We start from the raw sequence: 12871 nt of genomic DNA, 5'->3' as shown, positions 1-12871 counted from the left end.
CAATCCAATCCAATCCAATCCAATCCAATCCAATCCAATCCAATCCAATCCAATCCAATCCAGCTGATTATGTAGCCGTTCAGCTTTTTTGTCAAGCATCAAAACAGACTTTTTCACATTTTTGTGGAGAAGTTTTTTCTGTTGTACCAAAAAGCGAGGTGGTGTAATGGCTACCTCGCTTCATAATGCTAAATTACAGAAAAAGGATGAATTTTATACTAGATATTCAGATATTGAAAATGAGATGAATGCTTTTTTAGAATTTAATCCTAAAGTATTTCAAAATAAAACCGTTCTATTACCTTGTGATGACCCTGAATGGAGTAATTTTACAAGATATTTTGCACAAAATTTTGAATCTTTAGGGTTGAAAAAACTCATTAGCACGAGCTTTGCGAACGACAGAAAAACAATAAAGTTTGGTCAGTTAAGTCTTTTTGAAACAGAATCACCACATTTTGATAAAGATAAAACGAACAGCAGAGGAAAGATTTTCACCCTGTCTAAAGTCGGTAAATCAAAAGTAGATATTTCAAATTTAAAGTGGCAATATTTAGAGGGCGATGGGGACTTTAATAGCGATGAAGTTATTAAGTTAAGAGATGAAGCTGATGTTATTGTAACAAATCCGCCGTTCTCATTATTTAGGGAGTTCATAAAATGGATAATGGATGGTAAAAAAGAATTTGCAATTATCGGTCATCAAAATGCTATTACTTACAAAGATGTTTTTTCTTATATAAAGGATAATAAGATATGGTTAGGCAAACCTTTTAAAGGTAACGTTGGTTTTTTTATGAGTCCTTATGAGGATTTAGCTACTTCTTCACAACGAAAGAAAGATTTAATAAGGGTTTCTGGTGTGATGTGGTTTACTAATATTGAACACGGCAGGAGACATCAACCTCTTCAACTTATGACTGAAGCGGATAATCTAAAATTTAACACGAAGCTAATCAAAAAGTTGCGTGAGTTTGATACCCAAAATTACCCAAAATATTACAACTACGATGCTATTGAAGTACCTTTTACAATGGCAATACCTTCTGATTTTGACGGTTATATGGGAGTTCCTATCACATTCTTAGATAAGTTTAACCCAGAACAATTTGAAATTATCGGATTGGGAATATCTAGTTCAGGAATTGAAATTGGAGTTAGAGGTTATACTGACGAACATAGGAAATATAGGAAAGAAATCCAAAAACGTGGAACTGCCGATGGAGATTTATACTTCTTAGATAAAAATGGGTTTCCTGTTGTTCCTTATGCCAGAATTATTATCAAAAGAAAAGGGGTATAAATCATGAAAACTACTCTCAATACTGATTTGACAATAAGAAATATTTGTGAAGGTTTCATTTATAACGAATATGAAGGAAAAGGACTGTTTGGGTGGAATGGACAACTAGTCATCCAACCAGAATACCAGCGTAACTATATTTATGCTGATGGTGTCAAGGATGTCGCAGTAATTGATTCTATTTTAAAAGGCTATCCACTTGGGCTAATCTATTTTGTTAAGACAAAAGACGGAATGTACGAAGTTTTAGATGGACAACAGAGAATTACTAGCTTTGGTCGTTTCGTAACGAATAAATTTGCTTTGACAGATAAAGATGGTATTCCGTACTACTTCAGTAGTTTAGCAGAAGATTTGCAAGAAAAAATTATGAATACCAAATTGACTATTTATGTTTGTGAAGGAGAAGAAAGTGAAATCAAGGAATGGTTTAAGACTATCAATATAGCAGGAGTATCACTTAATGAGCAGGAGCTACTGAATGCTATCTATTCTGGGCAATTCGTGACATTAGCCAGAGAAGAGTTCAGCAATTCAAGTAATGCGAATATTAGCAAATGGTCAACTTATATAAAAGCAGAGGTCAATAGACAAGGTTACTTAAACAAAGCCTTAGAATGGGTATCGAATGGAGAAATAGAGCATTATATGAGTGTACATCGTAAAGATGACAACATTATAGAACTGAAAAGGTATTTCTCATCAGTCATTGAATGGATAAATGGCTTATTCAGCTCAATAGACCCTCAAATGAAAAAAGTGGATTGGGGTAAACTTTATAGGCGGTATCATGCTAAATCATATAACATTCAGGAACTAAATAGGGATGTAGAAAGTTTGTTATTAGACGGCTTTGTTGGAAGCAAAAAGGACATTTATGAGTATCTACTTGGGGGAAAGCAAGATACAAAATTATTGAATATCCGTGTGTTTCCTGAAACAGTCAAACAAGAAATTTACAAGATTCAAACTGAAGAGGCTAAAGCTAAACATCTATCAAACTGCCCATTATGTGCCTTGGGAACAAACAATAATAAAACTAGAATATGGAAAATTACCGAAATGGATGCTGACCATGTTAAAGCATGGAGCAAAGGTGGTAGCACAGATAAGTCAAATTGTGAAATGCTCTGTAAAACACACAACAGAGCAAAAGGAAATAAGTAGCATAAAAGACGATTTCCTAATTTGGAAGTCGTCTTTCTTGATGTTGTCGAAATACTACATATTGTGGGTAGTGTAAACAGATATATAGTTCCCATCGAGGAATTATCTTTTTATTTTTTGTTCACATATAGTATAATAATATAAACAAAAGAGAAAAGGAGACCGATATGATTCACTTGATTTGTCCCAATCCAGCTCTGGACCGTACGCTACTTGTTGAAAAAATTGAAAAGAATATTCCCCTGAGACCGACGGAAGTGAGGGATTATCCTGGTGGAAAAAGCTTTAACGTGGCCTATGCCCTCCGTGAAAACGGTGTGACAGACTACATCATTCATACTATTTTGGGTGGTCAGATTGGTCGCTATATTCAGGAGCTTAATGCTGATGGTGGAAATACCCTGCGCGTGGTTGAAAATAGCCAGAATACTCGGACGTGTAATATCTATGTTGAAACCAGTACAGGCGATGTAGTACTATTTTATGAAAAAGGTTTTGAACTAACAGAGGATTTTCACTCAGCAGATTGAAAATAGCCTGCAAGCTGGCGACATCCTAGTCTTTTCAGGCAGTCTGATGAAGGGGATGCCGGATGACTATATTCAGCAGTTTATTGAAAAATACCCAGAGGTGCTGACCATAGTGGACACCAGTGGACCGGCTCTACGTGCGGCTTATCAAGCTAGACCAGCCCTTATCAAAATCAATAATGAAGAGCTGAAAGATATTTATCCAGAACTGGATGAGGAAAGCCCTGAAGCTATTTTAGGCATCCTGAAAGAAGTGACTCCTCATGAGAATATCATCATTACCATGGGAGACAAGGGTAGTCTAGCTAAGATTGGTCAGCGCTTCTTCCGTATCCAGTCTCCAAAGAAAGAAACGCGTAATCCGATTGCAGCAGGGGATTTCTACCTGGGCTTGCTAGTCAAGGGAATCAGTCGAGGTCAAGCCCCAGAAATCTTTTTGAAAGAAGCGGCAGCCTTTGCAACGGCCAATTGTTTGAATTATTTTCCAGAGGTTGAAGCAGAGCAGTTTGAAGCGATTGTAGATACAATATTACTAGAGGAACTGTAGTATTGTATCCCTTTACTCATCGTGCTATAATGGCAAGGAGAAACAAGGTGAGATGGGGGATAGTAGTGGAACAGTTGACGGTTCTTTATCAAAATTTAAAACGGCGATATGGTGAATTTCACTGGTGGAACGATGAAAATCCCATAAAGGATTTGGTATCTATGATTCTTATTCAGCAAACAACGGAAGCAAATGCCAAGCGTGCTTTAGAACAGTTGGAGGGACGGTTGACAATTCATTCGCTTTTAGAGATGCCTGTGGAGGATTTACAAGAACGCATTCGCCCAGCAGGATTCTTCAAGCAAAAGTCCCTTTATATTCGGTCAGTGGTTGAGTGGGCCAATCAGTTCGATGGAGATTTTTCTCGCCTAGATAGTGTTGAGACAGCAGTACTCCGAAAAGAGCTGTTGAGCTTGAAGGGGGTTGGCAATGAAACTGCGGATGTTATTTTGCTCTATTTGTGTCGAAGAAGTGTTTTTGTGGCGGATCAATATGCTCTTCGACTATTTAATCGGTTAGGACTTAGTCAGTCTAAGGATTATTTGAGTTTGAGACAGGAATTTACAGAGCAGATAAAAGATTGGTCGGTAAAAGACGCTCAGGAGCTTCATGCACTGATTGATGAACATGGCAAGCAGTTCAGATTAACAAAGGGGCAGCTTGATGAATCATGGTTGATGATATAGTCCATTAGTGTATTTTTTATTACTACGAAGAGCGAGGAAGTCTTATTTCCGAGTTCAAACACTCCACTGGATTGATGAAGTAGCCAGCATATTGTTGCCTTGTACTAATAAGCAAACGAAACGACTATAGAAGAGTAAAACCAGCAAATCTACTGACTTGCTGGTTTTTATGCTTTAAAAAACTCTTCAATATCTGCCTGATCTATGCCAATCATGGGGTCAATGGTTAGCAGGTTGTCTACAGTCAAAATGTATTCTGTGGGTTGGGGACTTGTTTTTTCTGGCTGGTCTTGGTCAAGAAGGGACAGTTGTTGGTTGTTTTCTTTGACTACTTTAACTTGTTCTTTCCTGTCTGGCTGAGTAGGGGGCTGGGTTTGTGTGGTTGCCGCTGTTTTACTTTCGTCTTTTTTAATCAGGCTTTCCTTGCTTTCCTGCTCTGCCATTTCCCCTTGGAAACGTGGGACCAGATAGGTTTTGCGGACGGTGCCAGCGTTTTTGACGGCGTAGTCAAAGGCGGAGATTTCGCCCAGGAGGATGAGCTTGCTCTTGGAGCGGGTGATGGCGGTGTAGACCAGATTGCGCTGGAGCATACGGTGGCTGGTGCGAGTGATAGGAAGGATAACGACCTGGAACTCGCTGCCTTGGGACTTGTGGATGGACATGGCATAGGCCAGAGTGATTTTGTACCATTCGTTACGGGGATAAGTGACCTCGCTACCGTCGAAGTTGATGGTAATCTCGTCCTGCTTGGAGTCGGTGTACTTGGCAGGCAGGAGGTCGGTGATGTAGCCCAAGTCGCCATTGAAGACATTGGCTTCGGCGTCGTTGACTAGATGAATGACCCGGTCGCCTTGGCGGAAGGCTTGCTCGTTATGGAGGAATTCTAACTCTCCCTCTTCCAGTGGATTGAGCAGGGCCTGGGTCATGGTGTTGAGTTGGTCAATACCTGCAGCACCACGGTACATGGGAGCGAGGATTTGTACTTCGTTTGCAGGAATACCTGACTTGATAGCTGCGCCGACAATGCGCTCAATCAGGGCTGGAATTTGTTCGTTTTGCGCTTCAAAATAGGAGCGGTCAGCCTTTTTCTCACGGAAATCGCTAGGCAGAGCTCCTTGGCGAATCTGGCTGGCTAGGGTAACAATGGTCGAATCATCGGATTGACGGTAGATGCGTTCTAGAGTGATGCTGGGTAGCTTGTCAATTTTCAAGAGGTCAGCTAGGACCTGACCGGGGCTGACAGAAGGTAATTGCTCCGCATCGCCGACAATCAGAACTTGGGTCTGGGAGGAGATGTTCTGGAAGAGCTGGTTTGCCAACCAAGTATCTACCATAGAAAACTCATCCACGATGATAAAGTCGGCATCCAAATAATCATCACGGTAGGATTCTTCCTGTCCTTCTACCAGACCGAGATGGCGGTGGATGGTGGCGGAAGGCAGGTCTGTCAATTCATTCATCCGTCTGGCTGCTCGTCCAGTTGGAGCGGCTAGGAGGACAGGGCATTCTTCTCGGTTGCGCGTCAGGTCAATCTTATGCAAGATGGCATAGACCGCGATAATACCGTTGATAACCGTAGTTTTTCCTGTCCCTGGTCCGCCTGTCAGAATGAAAAGCGGATTGGTAATGGCTTGGACAATGGCTTCTTTTTGAATGTCATCATAGGTAAGGGAGGACATACTTTCCAGCTCTGCTATGGCAGCCTCAACGTCTGCGCGTGGGAAGGGCTTGAAGTCATTTTTCCCCATCAGGCGGGTCAAGTTTTTATGGATACCATGTTCGGCAAAGTAGAGGCTGTTGTCAAAAATCTTTGTGCCTTCTTGCTGTACCTTGTCGTCTGCAATCAGTCCTGTCAACTCGTGAGCAACTGCGACAGGGTCCAGTTCTGTATGGCGGGATTTTTCCAGCAGTTCAAGGGTTGCTTCCAGCAAGTCTCTGGCCTCCACATAGGTATCGCCTGTTTCCATGGAGCGATGAATGAGGCTAAAGAGCATACCTGCCCGAAAGCGTTGGGGGGAATCGCTGGCAATTCCCAGGTTTTCCGCAATCCTATCGGCAATGGTGAAGCCGAGGCCCTGGACATCTTCGACCAGTTGATAGGGATTTTCTTCAATAATCTGAAGTGTTTTTTCCTTATACTGGTCTTGGATTTGAAAGGCCAATTTATTGGGAATGCCATACTCGGCTAGTTTTGCCAAGATCAGCTCGGTTCCATAATTGAGGCGGAGTTTCTCCACAAATGCCTGCATGTTCTTGCTGGATAGGCCTGTGATTTGGGTCAGTTTTTCAGGTTCAGCTAAAATCTTATCAATGGTATCCTCGCCATAGAGCTCAACGATTTTTTCAGCTGTTTTACGTCCAATTCCCTTGAAATGGTCGCTAGAGAAATACTTAACCAGACCAGCTGAGGTAGGCTTGCTACGTTCGTAGCGAGAAATTTGCAGCTGCTGACCATACTTGGGATGGGTGACCAGATTGCCATAGAAACGATAGTCTTCTCCTTCAATGACATCGGCAATCGTTCCGGTCACAATAATTTCGTAGTCATCATAGTCTGCGTCTGTCTCCTCGATTTCAAGGAGAAGGATTTTATAAAAATTACTAGGATTTTCAAAAATAATCCGGTCAATAGTACCGGTAAAATACACTTCGTTCATAGAGTTTAGTTCCAATAATAATGAAAAGGGAGTGGGAAAGAACTCGCATAGACCAAAAAGAGTTCGTCTTCCCACCCCCGCACAGTTGATTAGGTCAGATTTTGAGTGTAAAACACGAATAAATCTGCCAATCAACCACTGCGCTGGGATGTTGACACGAACTCTGAGAAGTGGTACTGTGCTTTTTGCTCCAAACTTGTTTGTATTAATCAACAGTCCCAATACGATTGAGAGGCCACATGCGAAAGACAACTTCTCCTTTGATGTTTTCACGGGAAAATGTTCCTACACTACGACTATCTAGTGAGACAAGGCGGTCATCTCCCATCAGGTAGTATTGTCCTTCTGGGACTGTCACGGTAAAGTCTACGTAACCATTGGCATCTTGTGTGAAAGCTTCAGCAGATTGGGCCACAGCTTGGAATTGTTTGTTGTAAGAATAGACTTCTTGAAGTTTATCTTTCTGGAATGCAGCGAGATATTCATCTAAGTAAGGCTCGTCCACTTTTTGGTCGTTAACATAGAGGACATCGTTTTCGTAGCGAATAGTGTCACCTGGCATACCAATCACACGTTTGACAATCAGTTTTTCCTTGCCATCGCTGTCTGTTTCGCTGGCTACAACAATATCAAAGCGGTCGATAGAGGTCGTTTTTAGCATGATGAGTTTTTCTTGGTGTTGAAGCGTTGGGTCCATGGAATGGCCATCGACAGAGACAGGATTCCAGATAAAGTAACGACTGGCAAAAAAAGCTACCATAAACAGTAAAAAGATGCCCCATTCAGCTAAGAAGGCGACTAGTGGTGAGCGTTTTGTTTTTTGGATTGCTCCCATATTTTTTCCTCATTTCAATAATTTTTGTGCTTTTTGCGTATTGGCAAAGTGGAGTTTGGCAGTTTGGTTGAGACCAGCCATGCCATATTGTTTTAAGATGCTTGCTGCGACTTGGTCGGATTTACTGCCCGCACCAGACGGCAGATTCATCCCAACTAGTTGACCAAGCTGGACAAGATTTTCTAAAAACATAGCTCTAGCAATAATAGAAGATACTGCCACAGCCAGATACTTGCCCTCAGCCTTTTCTTCTAGAGTGACGGTGTTGGCAAATTGATTGGCTTCCTTCTTCAAGTACTTTTGATAGTTTTGACTGGAAGTGAAGGCGTCAATGACAATCTTCTCAGGCTGGACACCCTTTTGCAAGAGTAGGAAAATAGCCTGATTGTGTAGGGCGACCTTGACAGATACTGCATTGTAGCCTTGCTCGATGACTTCGTTGTATTTTTTCGGTGACAATAGCAGAGCTTGGTGGGGGATTTTCTCTTTTAAGAGAGGGGCGATTTGGCAGATTTTTTGGTCTGTCATTTTCTTGGAATCATCCACACCAAGCGACTTGAGAAAGGCATGGTCTTCTGGGCGGACAAAACTAGCAACGACTGCCAAACCTCCAAAATAAGACCCGTTTCCAACCTCATCTGTCCCAATCATGGGCAGGTTTTGACCAGGTATGGTCGTCTGTCCAGAGTTTTCTGGCTCATAGCCCCAGAGCCCTGCTTCCTGCTCTGCCATTTCCCCCTGAAAAACGACTTTTCCAGAAGTGTAGATGGACAGGCTGGCACTGGTCAGTTTGAAAAATGCTTCTATGTAAGGATTTTTGCTGGTCTGCCGATAGCGGTCATAGTGAGCCATCATGGCTTGTTTTTGCTGGGCAGATGCCTTTAGTACAACGGTATTCATGTTCTTATTGTAACACAAATGCTAGTTAGAGTGTGCAGAAAAGGGTGGAATTTACTATAATGGTAGAAGAAAGTGAGGTACACTATGGAAGTGCAAATGAAGTATAAATGGGCGACTCTGGGAACAGGTGTCATTGCCAACGAATTGGTTCAGGCCTTGCAGGCTATGGGAGGAAATCTTTATTCGGTAGCCAACCGTACCTATGACAAGGGTGTGGAATTTGCGCAAAAATATGGCATCGAGAAAGTTTATCGAGAAATCGATGAAGTGTTTGAGGATCCTGAAGTAGACATTATCTATATTTCTACACCTCACAATACCCATATCAATTATTTGAGAAAGGCCTTGAAGGCTGGAAAGCATGTCCTCTGTGAAAAGTCTATTACGCTTAATTCAGAAGAATTAGCAGAAGCCATTCAACTGGCAGAAGAAAACCAGGTTATCCTGGCAGAAGCCATGACCATTTTCCACATGCCAATCTATCGTCAGTTGAGCCAAGTTGTTGCCAGTGGCAAGCTGGGTGCTTTGAAGATGATTCAGATGAACTTTGGCAGCTACAAGGAATACGATATGACCAACCGCTTTTTCAATAAAAACTTGGCAGGCGGTGCCCTTTTGGATATTGGTGTCTACGCTCTGTCCTTTGTACGTTGGTTTATGACGGAAAAGCCTAGCCAGGTCTTGTCCCAGGTCAAATTAGCTCCGACAGGTGTGGACGAGCAGGTAGGGATTTTGCTCAGCAATGATGCAGGAGAAATGGCGACCATCGCCCTGACCCTCCATGCTAAACAGCCAAAACGTGGTACTATTGCCTACGATAAAGGCTACATCGAGCTTTACGAGTACCCACGTGGTCAGAAAGCAGTCATTACCTACACAGAAGATGGTAGCCAAGAGGTAATCGAAGCAGGCGAGACAGTCAAGGCTCTTTCTTATGAAGTGGCGGATATGGAAAAAGCTGTCGCAGGCATCGAAAACACCATGCACCTAGCCTACACCCAAGATGTCATGGAGATCATGACCCAACTCCGCAAAGAATGGGGCTTGGTTTATCCTGAAGAAATGTAGGGTTTTGACTAATCCGAAAATAGAAATGAGAGTGAGCTAGTAGCCAATTATTGGATTACTGCCTTACTCTCATTTTTTATCGTCATTTAGTTTTTCTTTTATTACTTCGACGAGCGAGGGAGTGGGAAAGACACTTCGAAAATCCAGACGTTGTTGACTTGATTTGGTAAACGTTAGTTCTACCTGCATCTGCGTCTCCGAATCTGTTTTTGATTTTCATTGAGTATTATCTAATAATATGACAGTCAGATGACATTTATATTGATTGTGTGACAGAAAAGTCCTAAGATTACATAGTGGAGACAGTTTATTTAAAAGAAGGGTTGAAGGCTTGTTTTTCAGATTTAATTTAGGTAAGATAGAACCATCTCAAAAATAAAGAAGGAATAAGATTATGAAACGTAAGAGAACAAATAAACCACAACATATGCGTCGCAAGAGAAAAACACCCATTATGAAAAACAATAAGAAGATGTTATACACATCTTCATTGGCTCTTTCCCTCTTTAGTACAGGGATGATTTCGACAAATGTTTTAGCCCTCGAATGGGCTCCACGTACTGTTTCTGAAATTAGCCCAGAAATTGTCCAAGAAGAAGGAAAGATGACCTATACTGTTCAGTATGGAGATACCTTATCAGCCATCGCCTCAGCTATGAATATTGATATGGACTTGCTGGCGAAAATGAATCAAATTGCAGATGTCAACTTGATTTTCCCTGATACGGTACTGACGACGACTGTTGACCAAAACAATCAAGTGACTCAGGTTGAGATTGAAGCTCCTGTTCAGGGAAACACAAATGAGACCGTTCAGGCAACTGTTGACCTAACAACCAATCAAGTAACGGTTGAGGATACGGTTATTCCCTTGGATCAAATTTCATCAGTTACCGACTCAGCACCCGTAGAGGAAGTTGTAGAACAGCCTGTAGTAGAAGCGCCTGTAGAGGAAGTTGTAGAACAGCCTGCAGTAGAAGCACCTTTAGAGGAAGTTGTAGAACAGCCTGTAGTAGAAGCACCTGTAGAAGAAGTTGTAGAACAACCTGCAGTAGAAGCGCCTTTAGAGGAAGTTGTAGAACAGCCTGTAGTTGAAACTCCACAAGTGACAGCCCTATCAACCACTACAACAAGTACAAGTGCTTATGATGTTGGTTTGCAACCTCAGGTAGCAGCCTTCCGCGCAGAAGTGGCAAATGCCTTTGGTATTACCTCATTCTCTGGTTACCGTGCAGGTGATTCAGGAGACCATGGTAAAGGTCTGGCAATTGACTTTATGGTGCCTGAGAGCTCAGCTCTAGGAGATCAAGTGGCAGCTTATGCAGTTGCAAACTTAGCTTCTAAAAATATCAACTACATCATTTGGAAACAGCGCTTCTATGCGCCGTATGACAGTATCTATGGTCCAGCCTATACATGGAACCTGATGCCAGACCGTGGTAGCGTTACAGAAAACCACTACGATCATGTGCATGTATCTTTTAATTAGACTTACAAAAATAACCGTTTCAGCCTTATCTGAAACGGTTATTTCTTTATATGCAGTAATATAGTCGAATGAATTAATACTCTTCGAAAATCAAAATTATCCGTTGTCAAGAGCCTTGATGAGTGAAAAGCACCAGTGGAAGTTTTCAGCCTGTTACCTTGAAATAAGAAAGTAACAGAGTTCTATCTTCGACTTCGTTTCCTAGGCTACTTTTGATTTTCATTGAGTATAACTTTCAGATAAGGAACTGAGGTACAGGCAACTAGAATAGCCTAGAGGCTGTTCTAGGTTGGAAATAAGGCTTGCGAAACAAGTCACTTTCGTAGAGTACGGCAAGCCGAAAGTGACGATGTATCAAAGTTAATTCAAATGACTGATATGTAAAGCCCTTTGTCAAGTAAAAACAATCGAACTGATAAAAAATGAAAAGTATCTAGAAAGAGCCTAGTTCTTAGCTTCGGGCATTGGCCACTCTGATATTCGTGGATTGGTTACCTACAGGTCAATGGTTCTGCCGCGAGTCCTACTCTCTATAAGCGTGGATCACAATTGTGCCACTTAGTCATTTCGTAGATGACTCAAACCTTGAAGTCCTAAACTCCTTCAAGATACTTTCCATTCAAACATGATGTCAATCCTTATTTCTATCCAAATTCACCCAGTGATTTTGGATAGAAGTAGGGATTCTTCATCGCTCTGCGATGATAAAACTTAATTGTCAAAAGTGTACATGAAAACAAGTGCTAACTTCAAGCTATTCTTCCTGTCATCATCCCCCAAATAAAACCAGATAATTCCCGTGCAATAGCTGTTTTAGCAACATTTTGTTGCTTATTTTTTCCTAGAACAAGTGTGCGATAACGTCTTCTTAGGCGTTCATTAGCCTTATCCGCATAAGCAATCACCTCCACTCGGTTTCCACTTTGTCTCCTTTTCAATTCTTTGGATTTATACCCAACAGTTCCCTTAGCCAATGATTGTGCAGCTTCTATCAGAAGTCGTCTTACATGGCTATTACCTGCTTTGGTGATAGCACCTCTTCTCTCCTTGTCGCCACTAGAGTTTTCGCTAGGAGTCAGCCCAAGATAAGAAGCAAAATGTTGAGCTGTCGCAAAGCGATTAAAATCACCGATTTCTGTCACAATGGAAAGAGCAGTTAGTGTTTTAATGCCAATAAAGCAAGAAAGTCGTGAGACCTTCTCTTGATAACTGTCGCTTTGACCCAGTTGCTCAATTCGCGCATCATACCGTTCTATTTGATCTACTAATTTCTCATAGGTCAATAGGTATTCTGTCAAAATCTCTGCGTAAAGTCCCTTAGGATTTAGAGAATGGAGCCAGCGGACATGTTTCTGTGTCCAATTACTGCTTCCCTCGGTATAGCGAAAATCATGTCGGAGACAGAAGGCAAAAATTTGTTGTTTGATTTTCTTCAGAGCCACTTTGTGGTCTGTTCTCATGCGGATATATTCTTTGACTTGTTCATCCTCAACAGTAGGAATATGAACAGGCCGATAGCTACGAAAGGCCAGAGCTTTTGCGAGCTGAGCTGCATCTTTTTTATCAGTCTTAACACGCTTAAATCCTTCCTTCATCACCGTTGTAGGCGCCATCACGATACAGGGAATCCCGTGAGCTTGTAGCTGGTGATATAGGGTAAATCCAAGACATCCGGCTTCGTAGCCACAT

The 12871-nt window shown here is 41.8% G+C and carries 11 protein-coding genes; 7 read left to right on the top strand and 4 right to left on the bottom strand.

Annotation, left to right across the window (positions count from 1 at the left end; genetic code table 11):
* Window positions 1–166: 166 nt before the first annotated feature.
* The 5 genes from ODU39_RS04835 (at window position 167) to ODU39_RS04815 (ending at window position 4233) form a co-directional block, all read left to right on the top strand.
* Window positions 167–1303, top strand: a complete 1137-nt coding sequence (locus tag ODU39_RS04835; protein WP_398580013.1) for an adenine-specific methyltransferase EcoRI family protein — start codon at window positions 167–169, stop codon at window positions 1301–1303.
* A gap of 3 nt (window positions 1304–1306) precedes the next feature.
* Entirely contained in the window at window positions 1307–2470 is a 1164-nt protein-coding gene (locus ODU39_RS04830) for a DUF262 domain-containing protein (RefSeq protein WP_024415358.1), read from the top strand.
* A gap of 167 nt (window positions 2471–2637) precedes the next feature.
* Window positions 2638–3000 carry a hypothetical protein gene (locus tag ODU39_RS04825; protein ID WP_398580012.1) on the top strand — a complete coding sequence of 121 codons (363 nt, stop codon included), beginning with the start codon at window positions 2638–2640 and terminating at the stop codon, window positions 2998–3000.
* A 55-nt stretch (window positions 3001–3055) separates the two neighbouring features.
* Window positions 3056–3547, top strand: a complete 492-nt coding sequence (locus ODU39_RS04820; RefSeq protein WP_398580011.1) for a PfkB family carbohydrate kinase — start codon at window positions 3056–3058, stop codon at window positions 3545–3547.
* A gap of 47 nt (window positions 3548–3594) precedes the next feature.
* Entirely contained in the window at window positions 3595–4233 is a 639-nt protein-coding gene (locus ODU39_RS04815; RefSeq protein WP_192874229.1) for an endonuclease III domain-containing protein, read from the top strand.
* Window positions 4234–4400: 167 nt separating this feature from the next.
* Here ODU39_RS04815 and ODU39_RS04810 read toward each other — a convergent pair whose 3' ends face one another.
* The 3 genes from ODU39_RS04810 to rnhC all read right to left on the bottom strand — a co-directional run bounded on the left by ODU39_RS04810 (window position 4401) and on the right by rnhC (window position 8625).
* Window positions 4401–6890, bottom strand: coding sequence for an ATP-dependent RecD-like DNA helicase (locus tag ODU39_RS04810; RefSeq protein ID WP_398580010.1), 2490 nt, complete (start codon window positions 6888–6890; stop codon window positions 4401–4403).
* Window positions 6891–7095: 205 nt separating this feature from the next.
* The gene (gene lepB, locus ODU39_RS04805; RefSeq protein ID WP_024414336.1) at window positions 7096–7725 is read right to left on the bottom strand and encodes a signal peptidase I; all 630 of its coding nucleotides are present in this window, start codon (window positions 7723–7725) and stop codon (window positions 7096–7098) included.
* A 9-nt stretch (window positions 7726–7734) separates the two neighbouring features.
* Window positions 7735–8625 carry a ribonuclease HIII gene (gene rnhC / locus ODU39_RS04800; RefSeq protein ID WP_172030294.1) on the bottom strand — a complete coding sequence of 297 codons (891 nt, stop codon included), beginning with the start codon at window positions 8623–8625 and terminating at the stop codon, window positions 7735–7737.
* A gap of 84 nt (window positions 8626–8709) precedes the next feature.
* Here rnhC and ODU39_RS04795 point away from each other — a divergent pair, with 84 nt between their 5' ends.
* Together ODU39_RS04795 and ODU39_RS04790 are read left to right on the top strand one after the other, a co-directional pair.
* A complete protein-coding gene (locus ODU39_RS04795; RefSeq protein ID WP_398580009.1) occupies window positions 8710–9693 on the top strand; it encodes a Gfo/Idh/MocA family protein in 984 nt (327 codons plus the stop codon).
* A 394-nt stretch (window positions 9694–10087) separates the two neighbouring features.
* Window positions 10088–11182, top strand: coding sequence for a LysM peptidoglycan-binding domain-containing protein (locus ODU39_RS04790; protein ID WP_398580008.1), 1095 nt, complete (start codon window positions 10088–10090; stop codon window positions 11180–11182).
* A gap of 749 nt (window positions 11183–11931) precedes the next feature.
* On the opposite strand, the gene ODU39_RS04785 is transcribed toward ODU39_RS04790, so the two are convergent.
* Window positions 11932–12871 (bottom strand): IS110 family transposase (locus tag ODU39_RS04785; RefSeq protein ID WP_398581435.1); only part of this gene is annotated, 940 nt, incomplete at its 5' end.

This window comes from Streptococcus sp. 2021WUSS126, from assembly GCF_044427255.1.
In the GTDB taxonomy this organism is placed as follows: Bacteria; Bacillota; Bacilli; order Lactobacillales; family Streptococcaceae; genus Streptococcus; species Streptococcus hashimotonensis.
This window is presented reverse-complemented; position numbering and strand designations above follow the sequence as displayed.